Genomic DNA, 19,133 nt, shown 5'->3' with positions numbered 1-19,133 from the left:
AGGCCCTTAACGCAAAGCGAACCGCCCACTCAGAACGATTTCTGGAAGTTCACCAGCGGCAGAATGGGGAACACACCGTTGGCGGCATAGTTGGCCAGCCCGATCTGCAAGCCGTCGAGGTGCTTGGTCGCATTGATAAAGCCAATCTGGAAGGTGGTACGCTCGGCATAGTTGACGAAGCCAACGTTGGCCAGCGCATTGCCCTTGGCGATATTGACCGCTCCCCAGTTAAGCCCCTGTACATTGTTGGTCAGGTTGACCAGCCCCAGATTGACGCCGGTATCTTGCCCTTCGTGCCAGTTGATGGCGTTGATGGCGACCCCGCCAAACTGGTGGCGCACCCGACCAGCACCGAGGAAGATCCCGAGCTGCAGGCCGCTGAACTGATCCACATCGGAGAGGGCGAAGATCGGCAGATCAATACCCTTCACCTGACCGGTCCGGCCGTAGAGCAGCGAGGCGCGCGCCCCTTCCACCTGATGGGACGCGGGCAAATTGACCCCAGGCAGCGAGACCTGCACCGGAGTACTGGCCTGCGCGACACCGCACAGAGTAAGGGCGCTGCATGCCAGCAGCAGGCGGGAGAGTGTCATGGAAAGTTCCTTGGGCCATTGAGAGTGGCCCGATCCTAACAGTCAGGGGCTAATGTGGGCACACCAGCAGGGACGAGGTGCGTCACGATACGTCACGGGTGGCCCTCTCACCTCTCCATCAGGTCTTGCGAAAGCGCCACCTTAAAGACAATCGGCCACTTTTTCGCAGCGAGTGGCCCCTCTTCCTTTCTTTGCCTGAGCGAACTGCCTAAAATAGTCGCCCTGCTGTATCCGGCATTCATCCATCTAGAGGATTTCCCATGGAGACGTTTCTGCTCGAAGGTCACCCCTTCGTTGCCTTGTGTGACCTTATCAAACATCAGGGGTGGGCCGATTGTGGCGGCGCCGCCAAAGCCCTCGTTGCCGAAGGGCTGGTCGAGGTGGACGGTCAGGTGGAGACCCGCAAGCGCTGCAAGATCGTGGCCGAACAGGTGGTCAACTTCAACGGCATGAAGGTCGTGGTGAAAGAGGGTGTCAGCCCGGAGATTGGCTAAACCCGTTTCGGGGAGCCACTCTCCGGCAACCCGCTAGCTGGCCTTGATCGACAGGGTCAGCACAAAACGCGCCATCGCCTCATCCCCGTTCAATGACGGGCAGGTGGCCACCACCCGGATGGGGCGATTAATGCGCTGACCGCTTGCCAGCGACTCGTCGATCATGGCGTCAATCTCCTCCCCCGCTGCGCAGTCGAACTGCACATCCCCCTCCGGTCGTTTCAAAAACTCCCCCTGCACATCCTTGAAGGCGAAGTGCACCTTCTTGCGCCGCTGCCGCCCCTTCTCCATCACCAGTAGACCACCTACCAGATCGGCGCCGGTCGCCAGCGCGCCAAAATACATGCTGCCTAGGTGGTTGCGGGTACGCCAGCCAAGGGGAATGCGAATGCGCAGCGCCTTGGCGTTCATCTCTTCGATGATCGGGGCACAAAACCCGATGACGGGAATGTAGCGCCAGGCAAACAGCCGAAGCGCCAGATTGGCTTTGAAGCGTTGCAAATCCATATGCGAACTGATCCGATGAGTTAATGTAAACAACATGTTGCCTGCATCTGCGCCATTCGACAAGCACAGGGATCACGGTTACGACCTTTTGCCCAACCCAAAAAAACAGAGGGAACCGCACCGGTTCCCTCTTTTCGCTCATGTCGCTGTTACAGCAAATGTGCCGATCAGGCGCGCTTCTCTTCCAGCCAGGCCCCCTGACTCTGCATCTCGAACAGCTGGGCATAGTGACCGCCGAGGGCCATCAACTCACCATGGGTACCCCGCTCGCTCACCTGACCGCGGGAGAGCAGCAGGATCTCGTCCGCATCGACGATGGTCGAGAGGCGGTGGGCGATGGCGATGGTGGTGCGGCCACGACGGGCGGCAGAGATCGCCTGCGACAGCGCCAGCTCGGTCTGGGAGTCCACACTCGCCGTCGCTTCATCCAGAATGAGGATACGCGGATCCCCCACCAGCGCGCGGGCAAAGGAGAGCAGTTGCCGCTGACCGGCGGAGAGGTTCTTGCCCCCCTCCTCCATCAAGGTGTTGATCCCCTGTGGCAAGCTGCGCACAAACTCGGCCAACTGCACCTCGCTCAGCGCCTGCCAGAGCCTCGTTTCGTCTATTCCGGCCCGACCGAGACGCAGGTTCTCCGCCAGGGTGCCGACGAAGATAAAGGGATCTTGCTGCACCAGCCCGATGCTGCGGCGCACCGCCGCCAGCGACAGGGTATCCAGTGCGTGATCATCGAAGCGGATCTGCCCCTGATCCAGCGGATAGAAGCCCATCAGCAAGCTGATGATGGTGGACTTGCCGCTGCCGGTATGGCCCACCAGCGCCAGCATCTGGCCCGGTTTTGCGGCAAAACTGACCTCCCGCAGCACCTGCTGCTCACCATCGTAGGAGAAGCTCACCCGCTCGAAACTGACCCGCCCTTCCAGCGGAATCATCTCGCCATCGGTGCTCTCGCGGGTTTCATCGAGCAGGGCAAAGACCCGCTCCCCCGCCACCATCGCCTGCTGCAACTGGTTAAGCTGGTTGGTCATCTCGATGAGCGGCTCTATCATCCGCCCCAGATAGCTGATAAAGGCGTAGAGCACCCCCACCTGAATCGCACCGGCGTGGCTCACCCCCTCGTGGGCGAACAGCGCCAACAGACCAATCAGCACCATCATGTAGAAGAGATCGATAAGCGGACGCAGCAAAATGCCGTTGATCTTGAGGCTCTTGACCCGTGCCGACCAGTGCTGCTGATTCACCTCGGCAAAGGCGTTGGCAAAGTGGCGCTCCTGTACCATCGCCTGGATCACCGGCATCCCCTGCAGCGACTCGTTGAGGCGGCTGTTGATGTCGGAGAGCAGGCTGCGGGTCGCTCGCACCACCGGCACGCTAAGTTTCTGGTAGAGCCACATCACCCCACCCACTGCGGGCAGCAACAGGGAGCAGACCAGCATCAGCCGCAGATCCAGCAGCGCCATCGAGATGAGGATGCCGCACAACAGAACCACTTTTTGCACCAGCAAGCCGATCACCTGCACATAGAGGTTCATGATCGCCTCGGTGTCGTTGGTGATGCGGGAAATCAGCGAGCCGGAGCGATGCTTGTCAAAGTAGCGGGCCGGCAAGCGGATGGCGGTGGCAAACACCTGCTCGCGCAAGGTTTGCACCACCGCCTGGGCGATACGGTTAAAGCGCAGGGATTGCAAATAGAAGCCCGCCGCCGAGAGTACCTGCAAGCCCAGATAGCCCGCTGCAATCAGGGCTATGGTGGGCAGCACGATATTGCGAGGCGCCAGATAGTCATCGATAAAGAGCTTGATCAGCAGCGGCCCGGCCACTTCGGCACCGGTGGCGAGCAGCAAACAGATCCCCGCCTGGATCAGCCAGCGAGGATACTGGGCGCAGTAGGCGAGCAGTCGTTTAATGGTCGGATTCACAGGCTCTCCTCCACCGCTTCTTCGAGACGCTGGTAACGCACCATATCTGCATACCAGCCATTGTGCGCCATCAGGGTACCGTGATGACCCCGCTCGCTGATGGTCCCCTGCTCCAGCACCAGGATCTCGTCGGCCTGCTCCACCGCCGTCATGCGATGGCTGACCAGGATCAGGGTGCGACGATGGGCCTTGAGGGCATGCAGAATTTGCTGCTCGGTGTGGGCATCCACCGCCGAGAGCGCATCATCTAGCACCAGAAGGGGCGCATCCAGCAGCAGGGCGCGGGCAATGGCCAGCCGCTGTTTCTGGCCGCCGGAGAGGGTCACCCCTTTCTCCCCCACCTCGGTCTCATAGCCCTTGGGGAAACGCACAATATCATCGTGAACACAGGCAATGCGCGCCACCCGTTCGACCTCCTCGCGGCTCGCATCGGGTTTGCCCAGGGCGATATTGGCGGCGATAGTGGTGGAAAACAGGAATGGCTCCTGCGGCACATAGGCAAACTGGCTGCGCAGTGTGGCGAGCGGCAGCAGGTCAATCGGAACGCCACCCATGACAATCGAACCGTGAGTCGGATTGGCAAGGCGCATCAACAGCTTGAGCAGGGAGCTCTTGCCTGCCCCGGTGCGCCCCACCACCCCGAGCATCCCCCCTTGCTTGAGGGTAACGTCGATATCCGCAAGCAGGGTGCGCTGCTCAAGTTGATAGCTCACCCCTTTGATCTGCAAAGGAAAGGCAGAGGTAAACGCGGCCGGCTGGGCGGGCTCTTCGATATCGCTGCGCTCCCCCAGCAGGCTTTCGATACGGGAGTAGGCGGCGCTGCCCCGCTCGATGATGTTGAACAGCCAGGCGATGGCAAACATCGGCCAGATCAGCTGGCCGAGGTACATGGTGAAGCTGGTGAGCTCACCCAGGGTCAACTCATCGCGCAGCACCAGCACACTGCCCCCCGCCACCGCGAGGAAGTAGGAGCAACCGATACAGAGATAAATGACCGGATCGAACTTGGCATCGATGCGGGCCACCGCCATATTGCGCTCCCCCGCCTGTTTGGTCAGCTCGGCAAAGCCTTCATCTTCCAGCGATTCAACCGCATAGGATTTCAACACCCGCACGCCGGAAAGGGCCTCCTGGGTCTTGTTGTTGAGCCTGGAGAAGGCCCCTTGCGCCGCCTTGAACTGGGTGTAGATCTGGGTGCCGAAGCGGTTCATGAAATAGGCCATCACCGGCAGCGGCAGTAAGGAGACCAGCGTCAACTGCCAGGAGTACTGGCTGCACATGATGGAGAGCACCAATACCCCGACCATGATGGAGTCCACCAGAGTCAGCACCCCTTCGCCAGCGGTCATCTCCACAGCCTGAATGTCATTGGTGGCATGGGCCATCAAATCGCCAGTACGGTGGCGCTGATAAAAATCGGGGCTCATCCGGGTGAAATGGCTGAACAGGCGATTGCGCAACACATAGGCCAGACGGTAAGAGGCACCAAACAGCATCACCCGCCAGACGTAGCGCAGCAGATAAATCAGCACACCCAGACCAAACAGCCCCGCCAGATAGCGCATCAGGGTACCATTGTCGAGACCGTCCTTGGTGATGCCATCCACCACCCAGCCCACCACTTTGGGCGGAATAACGGTCAACAGGGCTACCATCAGTAGCAGGGAGATGGCAGCCAGATAACGGGGCCACTGCTCCTTGAAAAACCAGCTCAATCGTAGAAATACGCTCACACCACCAACCTTTAGCGCTCTCTGCCCGTGACCGCTCCAAGGAGCGGCCATCAGCGAAGCCACGCAGAAATAGAAGAATGAAAACAATCGCCTCCGGCTGGAGGCGATTCGAACGAAAGCTCATCATATCCCGAACCGGGATGGTTGAGAATAATTACTATTTAATTCACTGTGACATGCGATCATCCCCTGATGAATAGGGATTATACGAATTTTCATGCTGCTCACCGGTCAACAGGAAGTGTGACACCTCTTCCCGGGTCTGGCTGAACACCTGTTGCAACTGCTCCAGATCTGTCTCGCTTAGCACCTCGTTTTGCCGCAAGCGCCACTCCAGCTCGCCAGCCACCAATTGCAGACGGGCCGCCGAGATATTGGCAGACACCCCCTTGAGGGTGTGCAGCAGCTTGCTTGCCACCTCGGGCTGCTGACGGCGCAGGGCTGAGCGGATCTCCCACAGATCGTCCTTGTGCTCCGACATGAACAGCTTGAACAGGATCTGCAATGCCTCCTTGTCCTGCTCCAGCCGCTTGAGGGCATCCTGCAGATCGAGGATCCCGATCATATCCGGCGGTTTCACCTCCATGATCCCCGCCTGCTCCACCCCTTGCGGCTTTACCCACTGCAGCAGGTTGTTGTAGAGATCCAGCTTGCTCACCGGCTTGGTGACATAGCCATTCATCCCCACCCCCAGACAACGCTCCTTGTCACCGGGCATGGCACTGGCGGTGAGGGCAATGATGGGCACATCGTGTTTGTCGACCATCTTGCGGATCTGGCGGGTGGCATCGAGTCCGTCCAGCACCGGCATCTGCAAATCCATCAGGATCACGTCAAAAGGCTGCTCTGCAACCCGCTCCACCGCCTCCCGACCATTGCTGACCACACACACTACCGCATCGACGCGCCGCAGATACTCGATGATGAGCTGCTGATTGACCCGGTTATCTTCCGCCAACAGCACTCGGGTACCCTGCAACAGGGATTTGAAGTGTTGCTGATCCCCCTGTGCCTCTGCCTTGCGCAGGTTGAGCTCGTAGGAGCTGCCGTTGAGCAGCTCGTCCACCTTGGCCAGCAGGGCATTTTCGGTCATCGGTTTGGGCAGAAAATGGGTCAGCCCCATGCTGTCCATCCTGGCGTGTAGCCCCTCTCTGGCCCAGGCACTGATCATCAGGATGGGGATCCGCCGCCACTGGCTGTGCTGATACATCTCCAGCGCCAGATCGAGCCCATCCTCCTGACCCATGCGCCAGTCGAGGATCGCCAACCGCAGATTCGGTCCCTCTTCACGGAGCAGCTGACGGGCACGGGAAAGGGAGTTGACCGGCAGCACTCGCACTCCCGCCCGAGTCAGAATGTCCCGGGCCAGATCCAGCACCAGTTCGTTGTCATCCATCACCATCACCAGCGGCTGGTTTTCGAAGAAGACTTTCCGTCCAGCCACGCCGTAGACCGCCTGCGCCATCGGGATATCGAACTTGAACAGAGAGCCGACGCCAGGCTTGCTCTCTACGGTGATCCGCCCCCCCATCAGCTCCACCAGCCGCTGGGAGATATTGAGCCCGAGTCCCGAGCCGCCATATTTGCGGGTATTGCCCGCCTCCAGCTGGGTAAACGCCTGAAACAGTTGGGTCTGCTTCTCTTCGGCAATGCCGATGCCGGTATCGCGAACACTGAAGCGGATCCGCATTGGGTGAGGATTGGCCAGCTCGATGCAGACTTCGACTTCACCGCGTTCGGTAAACTTGATGGCGTTGTTCACCAGATTGACCAGCACTTGTCCCAGTCGCAAGGGATCCCCCCGCAAGAAGACCGGCACCTCCGGTGACTTGCGAATAACCACTTCCACGTGTTTGCGCTCCGCCAGATCGGCAAACATGCCCGCCAGCGAATCGAGCTGCTCGCTGAGATCGAAGTCGATCTCCTCCAACGTCAGCTTGCCTGACTCCACCTTGGTCAAATCAAGGATGTCGTTGATCAGCAACAGCAGGGTATCGGATGAGGATTTGATCTTGCCCAGATAGTCCCGCTGTTGTTGATCCAATTCGGTCTGCAGTGCCAGCGAGCTAAAACCTATGATGGCATTCATGGGGGTGCGGATCTCATGGCTCATGTTGGCCAGAAAATCGCTTTTGGCCTGAGCCAGCAAGCCGGTCTGGCGCGACAACTCGCTCAGCTTCTGGTTGCGGCGCCACAGGGTGAAGGCCACCAGCGCAAAGCAGATCAAAGCCCCGCACAGCACCATCAGATAGAAGCGGTTCATCAAAGAGGAGGCGCGCTCCAGCTTGTCGAGTTTCCAGCGCACCAGACTCTCGATCACATGCATGTCGATGAGCTGGTAACGCAAGGTGTGATAAGCAATCACCTGCTGGCTCATCTCCTTGCTCAGGCGGATCAGGGTGGCGATCTCCGGCAAGTTGCCATAACGGGATTGCAACTGCTGTTGCAGCTGGTCCAGCGTAGTCTGTTCACGTTTGTCCCAACTGCGCTGCAGATAGTTGCTCAGTTGCGCCAACTCCTCCAGGTCGCGATGGAGAGCACTGTCTGACGGGCTTATCCCCCGCACCTTTTTAATCTGGGCCTGCAGGGGCGCATTGAGGTACTCGATAGCCATCTCAATGGCATGAAGCCTGGCCAGCGCCATCAGATAGGTGTCCATGTCCTCAAGCAGTGCTTGGGAGAGATCGTCTTGCACCAGCTCGGGATCGCTTCTGACTTCCCGTACAAAACCGTCAAGGGTGATGGATAACTGGTTCAGGCGCTGCTGGACATTGCTGTCATTGGCCTGCTCCCGCCCAAGCAGATAGACGGTATCGGCGTTGATCCGGTTCAGCACCACCTCGGCCGCGTCGTTCAGGTCGTGGGCCTGTTGCTGCTGACTGAGCGACTGCCAGCAGTAGCCCGAAAAGGCGAGCAGCAAGGCAACGATCAGCCCTGGCACAGCACGGTTTTTCCGTGATCCTTTATTCATCCCGTCTCGACTCTCATCTGGTGGTCGCTGAATTATCCGGTCAGGCAATGACCCCTGGGGGAATTATCCACTCCCGCTGGGCACTGTGTTACCGTTATTGCTCTGATATTTCGCTATTGTTTCGCGATTGCTTCATTCTGGCTTCTCATCATATCCCCGGCCAGAGCTGATTTAGAAGGAACCAATTATGTCATTTATCACTACTTATTGTAGCCACTGCTTTACCAGGAACCGCCTGCCCATTACCCATATCGATACATCTGCCAAATGCGGGCGCTGCAAAGCCCCCCTGTTCAGCCAGACCCCTTGCCTCGGGAAGACGGATAACTTCGATACCCTGATCAACTCAGATATCCCGGTCGTGGTCGATTTCTGGGCCAGCTGGTGCGGCCCCTGCCAGCAGTTTGCTCCGGTATTTCATGAGGTTGCCCATGAACTCGAACCACGGATGCGCTTTGCCAAAGTCGATACCGAGCAACAGAGCACCATTGCCGCCCGTTACGCCATTCGCAGTATCCCCACCCTGATGGTCTTCAAACAGGGCAAACTGGTGAACCAGATAAATGGCTCCTTGCCCAAGAGCATGTTCAAGCAATGGCTGGAACAGTTCATGGATGTTTGATTTATATTTCGCACATGTTTTATTTATGTGTTCATTTCCTCATTTTTATCAATGAGTATGTGAGTAGAGGCTGATTTTCAACATGTGAGTCTGTTTCAAACAAGTGAATGGATGTAATCTCGGCAACACAAAAACAACCATAAATTAACCGAGAGAACATTATGCACACATCAGCTGTACCCTCTGCTCCATCTCGCTGGCTGGACATCAAATCAGGGATCGTCATCCTGGATGTTTTGCTACTTTGTGCCATGCTCGCCTGGCTCCCGTTTGACCCCATGGTCAACAAGGGGCTGGGCATTCTGGTCTTTATCGCCATCCTCTGGCTGACCGAAGCACTGCACGTCACCATCACCGCGCTGCTGGTACCCCTGCTGGCGACCGTGCTCGGGGTGTTTGACATGAGCAAATCCCTCACCGATTTTGCCAACCCGATCCTGTTCCTCTTTTTTGGCGGTTTCGCCCTCGCGGCAGCTCTCTCAAAACAGGGACTGGATACCCTGATGGCAGGCAAGGTGATGCACCTGGCCAATGGTCATCTAGGTTGGGGCGTCATCCTGCTCTTTACCATCACAGCCGCCATGTCGATGTGGATCAGCAACACCGCTACCACCGCCATGATGCTGCCACTGGCGATCGGTATGCTGGCACGCCTCGATAGCAAAAAAGAGCGCGCCACCTTCGTCTTCGTATTGCTGGGGATCGCCTACAGCGCCAGTATCGGCGGCATCGGTACCCTGGTGGGTAGCCCACCCAACGCCATCGCAGCCGCCCAGATGGGGATTGGCTTCACTGACTGGATGAAATTCGGTGTTCCAGTAGTGCTGATCCTGATGCCCTGCGGTATTGCCCTGCTCTATCTGGTAACCCGCCCGCGTCTCAGCCACCGCGTCGAGATCCAGGATGTCACCATCAACTGGACCCGCGAGCGTAAAGTGACGCTGGCAATCTTCCTGACCACCGTTGTGCTCTGGATCGGCTCACAACCCATCTCCAACGCCTTTGGCGGTATTCCGCAACTCGACACCCTGATTGCCATGGGCGCCATCGTGGCCATCGTGGTCAGCCGTGTCGCCAGCTGGGATGACGTCAACCAGAATACCGACTGGGGCGTACTGATGCTGTTTGGCGGCGGTCTGACCCTGAGCGCCATTCTCAAAGCCACTGGTACCAGCGCCTTCCTGGCCAGCCATCTGTCGGCCGTGCTCTCCAACGCCAACATTTTTGTTGTGTTGCTTATGCTGGCCGCCTTCGTGGTGTTCCTGACCGAGCTGGTCTCCAACACCGCCACCGCCGCGCTGTTGGTTCCCCTGTTTGCCGGTGTCGCCGAGGCGCTGGGTGTATCACCTGTGGTGATGTCGGTGTTGATCGCTATCGGTGCCTCCTGTGCCTTTATGCTGCCGGTCGCCACGCCGCCCAATGCTATCGTCTTTGCCAGTGGCCACATCCGCCAGAGGGAGATGATGAAAGCCGGTATGGCTCTGAACGTGGTCTTTACCGTGTTGCTCGCCCTGCTGGCCTACTTTGTTGGCGATATCCTTTGATCCAGCTCCCCCCAATAAACAAAAACCCCCGCATTGCGGGGGTTTTCTCATTTATGAATCCGATTAGCTGATGTTGCAGGCCTTCAGATCCCAGATCCGATCCACATAGTCCTGAATGGAGCGGTCGGAGTTGAACTTGCCCATGGTGGCCGAGTTGATGATGGCCTTCTTCGCCCACAGTGCCGGATCCCGATACCAAGTATCGATCAGCTTGTGTGCATCCGAGTAGGACTGGAAGTCCGCCAGGGTCAGGTAAGGGTCTCCCCCTTCCAGCAAGGAGCGCTTGATGGAGGCCAGCTCACCCGGACGACCAGGCGTGAAGTAGTCGGTATCAAACCAGTCCAGCACGGCTTTGAGCTCGGAGTTGGCATAGTAGAAGTCGTACGGGTTGTAACCGCGCGCCTTCAGCGACTTCACTTCGTCCACGTTCAGACCGAAGATGGCACAGTTTTCGGCACCCGCCTCTTCAGCGATCTCGATGTTGGCTCCATCCAGCGTCCCGATGGTGATTGCACCGTTGAGTGCCATCTTCATGTTGCCGGTACCGGATGCTTCATAACCTGCCGTAGAGATCTGCTCGGAGACATCTGCCGCCGGGATCAGCTTCTCGGCCAGACTCACGCGGTAGTTCGGCATGAACACCACTTTCAGCTTGCCTTGGATACGAGCATCGTTGTTGACCCGATCCGCCAGCTTGTTGATGGCATAGATGATGTCTTTGGCCAGCTTGTAACCGGGCGCCGCTTTGGAGCCGAAGATAAACACGCGTGGGTGCATGTCATAGTCCGGGTTGGCCAGCAGACGACGATAGAGTGCCATGATGTGAATGAGGTTCAGCTGCTGGCGCTTGTACTCGTGCAGACGTTTGATCTGAACGTCAAAGATCGCCTCGGCACTGACATCGATACCGGTTTCGTCTTTGATGACCTTGACCAGCTTCTCTTTGTTGTGACGCTTGATGGTCATGAACTGCTGCTGGAACGCCTTGTCGTCGGCAAACTTCACCACGCCACGCAGTTTGTCCAGTTGCAGCGGCCACTCCTTGCCCACAACTTCGTTGTAAAGACCAGCCAGCTCTGGATTGCACGCCAGCAGCCAGCGACGCGGGGTTACCCCGTTGGTCACGTTGCACATTTTTTCCGGCCATAGCTCGGCATACTCGGGGAAGAGATCTTCCTTCACCAGCTTGGAGTGGATCTCGGCCACACCGTTCACTTTGGACGAACCGATCACGCACAGGTTGCCCATGCGAACCTTGCGCACGGCCCCCTCTTCGATGATGGAGAGCTTGGCCTTGATGGCATCGTTGCCCGGCCACTTGGGCTCCACCAACTCGTTCAGGAAGCGGGCGTTGATCTCGTAAATCACTTCCAGATGGCGAGGCAGTACTTTCTCGAACAGGCTGACCGACCACTTCTCCAGCGCTTCCGGCAGCAGAGTGTGGTTGGTATAAGAGAAGACCTGATAGCAGATAGCCCAGGCGGCATCCCAGTTCAGATCTTCCTCGTCAACCAGCACCCGCATCAGTTCCGGGATGGCGACAGTCGGGTGAGTATCGTTGAGCTGAATGGCGATTTGCGCAGCAAAGTTGCTGAAGTCACTGCCATGGACCCGCTTGTAGCGGCGCATGATGTCCTTGATGGAGCAAGCACAGAAGAAGTACTGCTGGATCAGACGCAGCTCTTTACCTGCATCGGTCTCATCGTTCGGATACAGCACCTTGGAGATGGTCTCAGCCTGGGCTTTCTCAGCCTGGGAGTCGATGTAACCACCGGCGTTGAACACGTCCCAGTCGAAAAACTCGGAGGCGCGGGATTCCCACAAACGCAGGATGTTGACGGTGTGACCGCCAAAACCGACCACCGGAATATCCCAAGGCACCCCTTTAATCTTGCGACCGGCGTGCCATACCTTCTTCAGGCCGCCATTGTCACCAAACACGGTCTCGACGTAGCCATAGAGCGGCACTTCTTGCACCGACTCGGGGCGGCAGATCTCCCAGGGGTTGCCATATTCACGCCAGGAGTCCGGACGCTCGATCTGGCGGCCATCCTGGATTTCCTGACGGAACAGACCGTGTTCGTAGTGGATACCATAACCAACCGCCGGATAGTTCAGAGTGGCCAGCGAGTCGATAAAGCAGGCAGCCAGACGCCCCAAGCCGCCGTTGCCAAGTGCCATGTCCGGCTCTTGTTCGCAAAGGTCGGTCAGTTCCAGACCGAGTTCGCCCAGCGCCTCTTCGCAAGTCTTGTAGAGGGAGAGGTTGTGCAGGTTGTTGGAAGTCAATCGTCCCATCAGGAATTCAGCAGAGAGATAGTGAATCGCACGAGTATCTTTCTTGAAATGAGTCTGCTGAGTGCGGGTCAGGCGCTCGTACACCTGTTCATTGACAGCCGCAGCAGTGGCTTTCCACCACGCTTCGGGAGAGGCTTTCTGTTCGCTTGTTCCCAAGGTAGAACGCAGGTGACGCACGATACTCGCCTTGAGCTGATCTTTATCCAGTTGGAGATCCTGGTCTGTCTTCTTCTTGGTAGCCATAAACCATATTCCTTCGTTACAAATAAAATTGTTATCCCGCTTGCGGGACCGGCGCTGTTGTTATCTCAAAATATGTACCGGCGTGAGAATACTAACTAAAGCGGCAGAATTAAAAGTTAACGCAAGTCACACTTTAACCGATAAAAACAGCCTGAAAAGCTTGAAAACCCTTTCCTTTAATTGATCGCACAAAAACAAACATTCCCTTTATTATCATAAACTTAATGAAACAATAAAAATATTCTGGCATGAATAGGTTTTCAGAGATTGCCAAGCCTTGAAAATCCCTGAAAATAGGCAGCAAGACGGCACATTGAAACCGGTTTCAATGTGCCTGAAAAATTACCGTATAAATATGAAGCAATCATTGCACCCTTAAAGATGTGCCTTGAACTGATTACTCAATGGATCGTAATGGTACCCAATCTGATCCAGACGTCCTGCCAACTGCTCTTCACTCATATCGTAATAGGCCAGTAACTCCTCCAACCCGTCACACTCAAGCCTTAGCTTCTCATTGATGATGCCCAGCAAGATGTTGGCATCAAGACGTTGCAAGGTACTGATATCCATGGCGGCACCTCCTGTAAATGACCTGTATAACCATGGGCGGTTACGCAAGGTTTGTCCATAGTACGAAAAACACCCAGCCAGCTTTATATTAAATAGTGTTTAAAAACATAACCTTACTAACGACACATGCCAACACCATCACATTTTTCAGCAAAAACTCCTTGTCACTGCCACAGGATATAACTACTGTATACACATACAGCTTGGATATTCATACAGGAAACCCATATATGAACCAGCCCCTGCACTCACTGCCCTTTGCGATGAATCGTGTCATGAGCAAGCCCTGGCCAACCAGAACCGCCTGCAAAGCGGAGTTGGCTCATTATGGTGTGACTATCCAGTCTGATGATCAGTTTCTGAGCGAGCTGACAAAGCTTGGGGAGGCTCATACCGGCTGGATCTTGTTGATCGCCCCGCCGGGACGCCCCACAGTCAGCCGTCTGGAAGAGCGAGGTATCGATCCCAAGAGAGTGCTGGTGGTACATAGCCCCAAAATCAAGAACTGGCAGCAAACCCTGGAGCGCAGTCTGGGCAATGGTCACTGCGCCGCCGTATTTACCTGGCTACCCGAGCAGATCGAGCTGGATCACGTCAAGCTGCAGCGACTGGGACAGCAATCTGGCGTACTCACCCGCTTCTTTGGCGCGAAACGGACTAACCTCGGCACACCTCTGCTGGCCTATGCAGAGCAAGATATCTACCTCAATCATTAAGAAAAAAAACGAACACCTACGCAGGCTCTCCCGCGGGGCGCAGTGACAGAAGGGCGCAACCAATATGTGACCAGCGGCTTTATTTGAAAGACAAGCGTGCAACAGCCTGACGGTAGGCATCGGAGATCATTTGACCCTGCTTGCTGCAAGCAGACAAACATCAAAAGATGTAACAGATAAAGAGGCAGAAAATAAAACCTGAACTGGACAATCATGCAGCCCAAGTATTCAAACCTGCGGGACTTCCTGCCCACCAGCGAACCCGTTTGAGCAATATGATGAGGCTGAAAGTCATTGCATTCATTTGAGCTGATCACGACAATTTGCCCACCGGAGTGACCCTCTCCTTGAAATACTGGGTAACAAGGGGTATAACCACGCGTTTTATCAGGTGTAATAAGTGAGCGGTATGATGCAAGCCCCCTTTTGGCAGACCAAGAGTCTGCAGCAGATGACTGAATCCGAATGGGAATCCCTCTGCGATGGTTGCGGAAAATGCTGCCTCAACAAGCTGATCGATGAAGATACCGACGAACTGGTTTTCACCAATGTCGCCTGCAATTTGCTTAACACCAAGACCTGTCAGTGCTCTGATTACGCCAATCGTTTCAAAAAAGAGCCTGACTGTCTGCAGATCACCCATGACAAGATCGCCGAATATGACTGGCTTCCCTCAACCTGCGCATATCGCCTGCTGTCTGAAGGTGACGCTCTTCCAGAGTGGCATCCTCTGCTGACCGGCAGTCGTTCTGCGATGCATCAGGCTGGTCAATCCGTCCGTGGCAAAGTCATTCACGAGGATCAGGCGGGTGAATGGATCGATCACATCATCACTTGGGCCAGCTGACACGCTCAACCCGCTATTCTCCAGAGGCAAGGGCTGCACAATGTGCAGCCCTTGTTGTTTCTGCAAGCAGGGTTTGTAGCTTCACACATATCTGGCTGGCTAAACCAGACCCCCTCCCAGCTGCGCATTGAGAGAGGCAGAGGCAGAGGCAGAGGCAGAGGCAGAGGCAGAGGCAGAGGCAGAGGCAGAGGCAGAGGCAGAGGCAGAGGCAGAGAATGATTCCATAGTCACAGGCTTATGGGTATTGCTTGATACTCGCGATGGCGCCTCTGTTCACCCCTTAAACCTGATCAGCTGTTCCACGAGCCATAGCAACACTGATGCAATGGCAGGCAAAGCAATCGCCCTATTCCCTTAGAGCATGAATAACGAGTTATCGCATTACAGGCTGTGCCAAGTTCAACCCTGATGAACACCTGCGCCATAGCACTGTTCAAATACCCCAAGACAACTGTCAGGTGAATACCATCTCCATACATGTTGTGATTACGATGGAACTGGATGTAAGCCTACTCCCCTGAATCACACGCATAAAAAAACCGGCGCCTTGGCGCCGGTTTTTGCTCACTATCTCTCGATTACAGAGAAGCAGTGAAGGTACGGGTGATGACGTCTTGCTGTTGCTCTTTGGTCAAAGAGTTGAAGCGAACGGCATAACCGGATACGCGGATGGTCAACTGCGGATATTTCTCCGGGTTTTCCATGGCGTCCAGCAGCATTTCACGGTTCATCACGTTAACGTTCAGGTGCTGACCACCCTCTACGTTGGATTCGTGGTGGAAGTAACCGTCCATCAGGCCAGCCAGGTTGGCTTTCTGGGCTTCCATATCTTTACCCAGTGCGTTCGGAACGATGGAGAAGGTATAGGAGATACCATCTTTAGCGTAAGCGAACGGCAGCTTGGCTACGGAAGTCAGGGAAGCAACAGCACCTTTCTGGTCACGACCGTGCATCGGGTTTGCACCCGGACCGAACGGAGCACCAGCACGACGGCCATCCGGGGTGTTACCGGTCTTCTTACCATATACCACGTTGGAGGTAATGGTCAGAACAGACTGGGTAGCAACAGCACCACGGTAGGTGTTCAGCTTCTGAATCTTCTTCATGAAGCGCTCAACCAGGTCACAGGCGATATCATCGACGCGAGCGTCGTTGTTACCGAACTGCGGGTATTCGCCTTCGATTTCGAAGTCGATGGCAACGCCATCTTCGTCACGAATCGGCTTGACCTTGGCGTACTTGATGGCAGACAGGGAGTCAGCCGCTACAGACAGACCAGCGATACCACACGCCATGGTGCGATATACGTCACGGTCGTGCAGCGCCATCAGAGAGGCTTCGTAGCTGTACTTGTCATGCATGTAGTGGATGATGTTCAGCGCAGCAACGTATTGCTTGGCCAGCCAATCCATGAAGTGGTCCAGACGATCCATTACGTCGTTGTAGTCGAGGTACTCGGACTTGACCATCTCGGTTTTCGGACCGACCTGGATCTTGAGTTTCTCGTCCATACCACCGTTGATTGCATACAGCATGGTCTTGGCCAGGTTGGCACGAGCACCGAAGAACTGCATCTGCTTACCAACGATCATCGGGGATACACAGCAAGCGATGGCGTAGTCATCGTTGTTGAAATCCGGACGCATCAGATCGTCGTTCTCGTACTGAACGGAAGAGGTCTCGATGGATACCTTGGCACAGTACTTTTTGAAACCGACCGGCAGCTTCTCGGACCACAGGATGGTCAGGTTCGGCTCAGGGGACGGGCCCATGGTGTACAGGGTGTTCAGCATACGGAAGCTGTTCTTGGTGACCAGGGTACGGCCGTCAACGCCCATACCAGCCAGGGTCTCGGTCGCCCACATCGGGTCGCCGGAGAACAGTGAATCGTATTCCGGAGTACGCAGGAAGCGAACCATACGCAGCTTCATGACCATGTGGTCCATCAGCTCCTGGGCTTCTTGCTCGGTGATCAGGCCTTTCTGCAGGTCACGCTCGATGTAGATATCCAGGAAGCTGGAGGTACGACCGAAGGACATGGCTGCACCGTTCTGGGACTTGACTGCCGCCAGGTAGGCGAAGTAGGTCCACTGTACGGCTTCTTTGGCGTTCTTGGCCGGTACGGAGATATCGCAACCGTACTTGGCAGCCATCACCTTCATCTGTGCCAGGGCACGGTGCTGCTCGGAGATCTCTTCGCGCAGACGGATGGTGGCCTCCAGGTTGACGCCGTTTTCCAGGTCAGCTTGCAGGGACTTGAACTGGGCCAGTTTGTCGGCCATCAGGAAGTCAACACCGTACAGAGCAACACGACGGTAGTCACCGATGATACGGCCACGGCCGTAGGCATCCGGCAGACCGGTGATAACACCAGACTTGCGGCAGTTCAGGATGTCTTTGGTGTAAACGTCAAACACGCCCTGGTTGTGAGTCTTGCGGTATTCGGTGAAGATCTTCTCGACCATCGGGTCCAGTTGACGACCGTACACTTCGCAAGAAGTTTTAACCATCTTGATACCGCCGTTGGCGATGATGGCGCGCTTCAGCGGCTTGTCAGTCTGCAGACCAACGATCTGCTCCAGGCTCTGATCGATATAACCGGCATCGTGTGCGGTAATGGTGGAGGGCAGGTCAGTATCAAAATCAACCGGCGCATGAGTGCGGTTCTCGATTTTGATCCCTTCCATGACCTTGTCCCACAGCTTGGTGGTCGCTTCGGTCGCGCCAGCCAGGAAGGACTCGTCACCTTCATACGGGGTGTAGTTCTTCTGGATGAAGTCACGGGTGTTGACAGAGGTCTGCCATTCACCGGCCGCGAAGCCTTCCCATGCTTTTTGGAACTGTTCGTTAAGTTCTGCCATTTTTCATTACCTCACACGGTATTGATGTAGTATCCCGCAATCATCCTTAATGATGACGACGGAAGATAAACCAGTAAGTCAGACCAACCATCACGCCACCACCGATGATATTGCCGATGGTCACGGGGATGAGGTTGTGTAGGACGAAGTTGGATACGGTCAGGTCAGCAAAGGTTGCCGGATCCTGGCCGATGGCCTGCCAAAATTCCGGACTAGCCACGCTGTGGATAGCGATACCAACCGGAATCATAAACATGTTTGCGATGCTGTGCTCGAAACCTGAGGCAACGAACATGGCAACCGGCAGCAGCATAACCACTACCTTGTCAGTCGCGCTGCGGGCACCAAAAGCCATCCAGGCAGCAAGACATACCATCAGGTTACAGAGGATACCCAGCGCCACCGCTTCAAAGAAGGTGTGGTGAATTTTGTGCTGGGCCACTTTGAGGGCATTGAGACCCCACTGACCGTCTGCGGCCGTGTACTCGGCAGAAACGATGATCAGCGCCACCATCAGCAGACCGCCAATCAGGTTGCCGAAGTAGACCAGACCCCAGTTCTTGAGCAGCTGAGCCCAGCTGATGCGATTGGCAGCCTTGGCCACCAGCGTCAGGGTGGTGGAGGTGAACAGCTCGGCACCGAGCAGCACACAGAGGATAAGTCCGAGAGAGAAGCAGAGACCGCCCACCAGCTTGGCCATACCCCAAGGCATGGAGCCGGTTCCGGTAGTCACTGTGATGTAGAAGATAAATGCGATGGCGATGAAAGCGCCTGCGGTAATGGCCAGTGGAATGACCTTGTATGCCGGCTTGGTAGCCTTGGCATAGGTGATGTCTTCAGCCAGTGCAGCGATGGCTTCGGGCTTGAGACAATCGAATGGAGATTCAGCTTTCAATTATTTTCTACCTGAATGTTTTGCCTGTTGAAATCATAACAAAGGGCCAAATAGCCAAAATTGACATTGATCAAGTTTATCAGAGTGCGAATGTAATTTTACTACAAATATTTTAGTGCGATGGCTACGCCACTTTACACCAGGTATCAGCTGAAACAGAAATATCACATTTTTAATGCAATGATTTTAAAGAATTTATTCTAGAGCATGGAAATGTGGCATTGGCAAGATATCTTTGCAGATCGACAGCACATCCCCTGCCCTGCCATCAACCCCCTTAGGGGTATTTTTTGTTTTTTATTTCATCTTTGAATAACAAT

General features: G+C 55.8%; 14 protein-coding genes. 5 read left to right on the top strand and 9 right to left on the bottom strand.

Annotated features, from left to right (window positions below; genetic code table 11):
- Window positions 1-29: 29 nt before the first annotated feature.
- Window positions 30-593 carry a hypothetical protein gene (locus AB5Y71_RS09965; protein ID WP_005333596.1) on the bottom strand — a complete coding sequence of 188 codons (564 nt, stop codon included), beginning with the start codon at window positions 591-593 and terminating at the stop codon, window positions 30-32.
- 260 nt (window positions 594-853) lie between these two features.
- On the opposite strand from AB5Y71_RS09965, the gene ybcJ reads away from it, so the two are divergent.
- Complete coding sequence (gene ybcJ, locus AB5Y71_RS09960) at window positions 854-1,087, top strand: ribosome-associated protein YbcJ (RefSeq protein WP_005361116.1); 234 nt, start codon at window positions 854-856, stop codon at window positions 1,085-1,087.
- A gap of 33 nt (window positions 1,088-1,120) precedes the next feature.
- Here the strand turns inward: ybcJ and AB5Y71_RS09955 are convergent, their stop codons facing one another.
- The 4 genes from AB5Y71_RS09955 to AB5Y71_RS09940 all read right to left on the bottom strand — a co-directional run bounded on the left by AB5Y71_RS09955 (window position 1,121) and on the right by AB5Y71_RS09940 (window position 8,217).
- Window positions 1,121-1,594, bottom strand: coding sequence for a DUF4442 domain-containing protein (locus AB5Y71_RS09955; RefSeq protein ID WP_005352552.1), 474 nt, complete (start codon window positions 1,592-1,594; stop codon window positions 1,121-1,123).
- Between the two features lie 167 nt (window positions 1,595-1,761).
- Window positions 1,762-3,513 (bottom strand): ABC transporter transmembrane domain-containing protein, encoded by a 1,752-nt coding sequence (locus AB5Y71_RS09950; RefSeq protein WP_338774652.1) that lies wholly within the window; start codon window positions 3,511-3,513, stop codon window positions 1,762-1,764.
- Window positions 3,510-5,246, bottom strand: coding sequence for an ABC transporter transmembrane domain-containing protein (locus tag AB5Y71_RS09945; RefSeq protein WP_368171477.1), 1,737 nt, complete (start codon window positions 5,244-5,246; stop codon window positions 3,510-3,512). Before AB5Y71_RS09945 ends, AB5Y71_RS09950 begins: the two co-directional genes overlap by 4 nt.
- Before the next feature lie 166 nt (window positions 5,247-5,412).
- Window positions 5,413-8,217 carry a response regulator gene (locus tag AB5Y71_RS09940; protein WP_139463071.1) on the bottom strand — a complete coding sequence of 935 codons (2,805 nt, stop codon included), beginning with the start codon at window positions 8,215-8,217 and terminating at the stop codon, window positions 5,413-5,415.
- A gap of 187 nt (window positions 8,218-8,404) precedes the next feature.
- On the opposite strand from AB5Y71_RS09940, the gene trxC reads away from it, so the two are divergent.
- Together trxC and AB5Y71_RS09930 are read left to right on the top strand one after the other, a co-directional pair.
- Window positions 8,405-8,839, top strand: a complete 435-nt coding sequence (gene trxC, locus AB5Y71_RS09935; protein WP_042083398.1) for a thioredoxin TrxC — start codon at window positions 8,405-8,407, stop codon at window positions 8,837-8,839.
- Window positions 8,840-9,000: 161 nt separating this feature from the next.
- A complete protein-coding gene (locus AB5Y71_RS09930; RefSeq protein ID WP_005333606.1) occupies window positions 9,001-10,383 on the top strand; it encodes a DASS family sodium-coupled anion symporter in 1,383 nt (460 codons plus the stop codon).
- 63 nt (window positions 10,384-10,446) lie between these two features.
- On the opposite strand, the gene AB5Y71_RS09925 is transcribed toward AB5Y71_RS09930, so the two are convergent.
- Window positions 10,447-12,921 (bottom strand): glycogen/starch/alpha-glucan phosphorylase, encoded by a 2,475-nt coding sequence (locus AB5Y71_RS09925; RefSeq protein WP_368171476.1) that lies wholly within the window; start codon window positions 12,919-12,921, stop codon window positions 10,447-10,449.
- Window positions 12,922-13,296: 375 nt separating this feature from the next.
- The gene (locus AB5Y71_RS09920; protein ID WP_005333612.1) at window positions 13,297-13,494 is read right to left on the bottom strand and encodes a DUF4250 domain-containing protein; all 198 of its coding nucleotides are present in this window, start codon (window positions 13,492-13,494) and stop codon (window positions 13,297-13,299) included.
- Window positions 13,495-13,724: 230 nt separating this feature from the next.
- Between AB5Y71_RS09920 and AB5Y71_RS09915 the strand changes: the two genes are divergently transcribed.
- Both AB5Y71_RS09915 and AB5Y71_RS09910 read left to right on the top strand, forming a co-directional pair.
- Entirely contained in the window at window positions 13,725-14,210 is a 486-nt protein-coding gene (locus AB5Y71_RS09915) for a cell division inhibitor (protein WP_005333614.1), read from the top strand.
- A gap of 412 nt (window positions 14,211-14,622) precedes the next feature.
- Window positions 14,623-15,057, top strand: a complete 435-nt coding sequence (locus AB5Y71_RS09910) for a YcgN family cysteine cluster protein (RefSeq protein ID WP_005352569.1) — start codon at window positions 14,623-14,625, stop codon at window positions 15,055-15,057.
- A 578-nt stretch (window positions 15,058-15,635) separates the two neighbouring features.
- On the opposite strand, the gene pflB is transcribed toward AB5Y71_RS09910, so the two are convergent.
- Entirely contained in the window at window positions 15,636-17,918 is a 2,283-nt protein-coding gene (gene pflB, locus AB5Y71_RS09905; protein WP_005352571.1) for a formate C-acetyltransferase, read from the bottom strand.
- 46 nt (window positions 17,919-17,964) lie between these two features.
- Window positions 17,965-18,813, bottom strand: coding sequence for a formate transporter FocA (gene focA, locus AB5Y71_RS09900; RefSeq protein WP_005333620.1), 849 nt, complete (start codon window positions 18,811-18,813; stop codon window positions 17,965-17,967).
- Between the last annotated feature and the right edge of the window lie 320 nt (window positions 18,814-19,133).

It is taken from the genome of Aeromonas sp. R9-2 (genome assembly GCF_040908025.1).
Lineage (GTDB): Bacteria > Pseudomonadota > Gammaproteobacteria > Enterobacterales > Aeromonadaceae > Aeromonas > Aeromonas veronii.
Note: the sequence above shows the minus strand (reverse complement) of the source record. Positions and strands in the feature narration are given on the sequence as shown.

Bases quoted from the DNA above. Each gene is read 5' to 3' on its own strand.
- AB5Y71_RS09965 (WP_005333596.1), bottom strand. From the start codon at position 593: ATGACACTCTCCCGCCTGCTGCTGGCATGCAGCGCCCTTACTCTGTGC.
- ybcJ (WP_005361116.1), top strand. From the start codon at position 854: ATGGAGACGTTTCTGCTCGAAGGTCACCCCTTCGTTGCCTTGTGTGAC.
- AB5Y71_RS09955 (WP_005352552.1), bottom strand. From the start codon at position 1,594: ATGGATTTGCAACGCTTCAAAGCCAATCTGGCGCTTCGGCTGTTTGCC.
- AB5Y71_RS09940 (WP_139463071.1), bottom strand. From the start codon at position 8,217: ATGAATAAAGGATCACGGAAAAACCGTGCTGTGCCAGGGCTGATCGTT.
- trxC (WP_042083398.1), top strand. From the start codon at position 8,405: ATGTCATTTATCACTACTTATTGTAGCCACTGCTTTACCAGGAACCGC.
- AB5Y71_RS09930 (WP_005333606.1), top strand. From the start codon at position 9,001: ATGCACACATCAGCTGTACCCTCTGCTCCATCTCGCTGGCTGGACATC.
- AB5Y71_RS09925 (WP_368171476.1), bottom strand. From the start codon at position 12,921: ATGGCTACCAAGAAGAAGACAGACCAGGATCTCCAACTGGATAAAGAT.
- AB5Y71_RS09920 (WP_005333612.1), bottom strand. From the start codon at position 13,494: ATGGATATCAGTACCTTGCAACGTCTTGATGCCAACATCTTGCTGGGC.
- AB5Y71_RS09915 (WP_005333614.1), top strand. From the start codon at position 13,725: ATGAACCAGCCCCTGCACTCACTGCCCTTTGCGATGAATCGTGTCATG.
- AB5Y71_RS09910 (WP_005352569.1), top strand. From the start codon at position 14,623: ATGCAAGCCCCCTTTTGGCAGACCAAGAGTCTGCAGCAGATGACTGAA.
- pflB (WP_005352571.1), bottom strand. From the start codon at position 17,918: ATGGCAGAACTTAACGAACAGTTCCAAAAAGCATGGGAAGGCTTCGCG.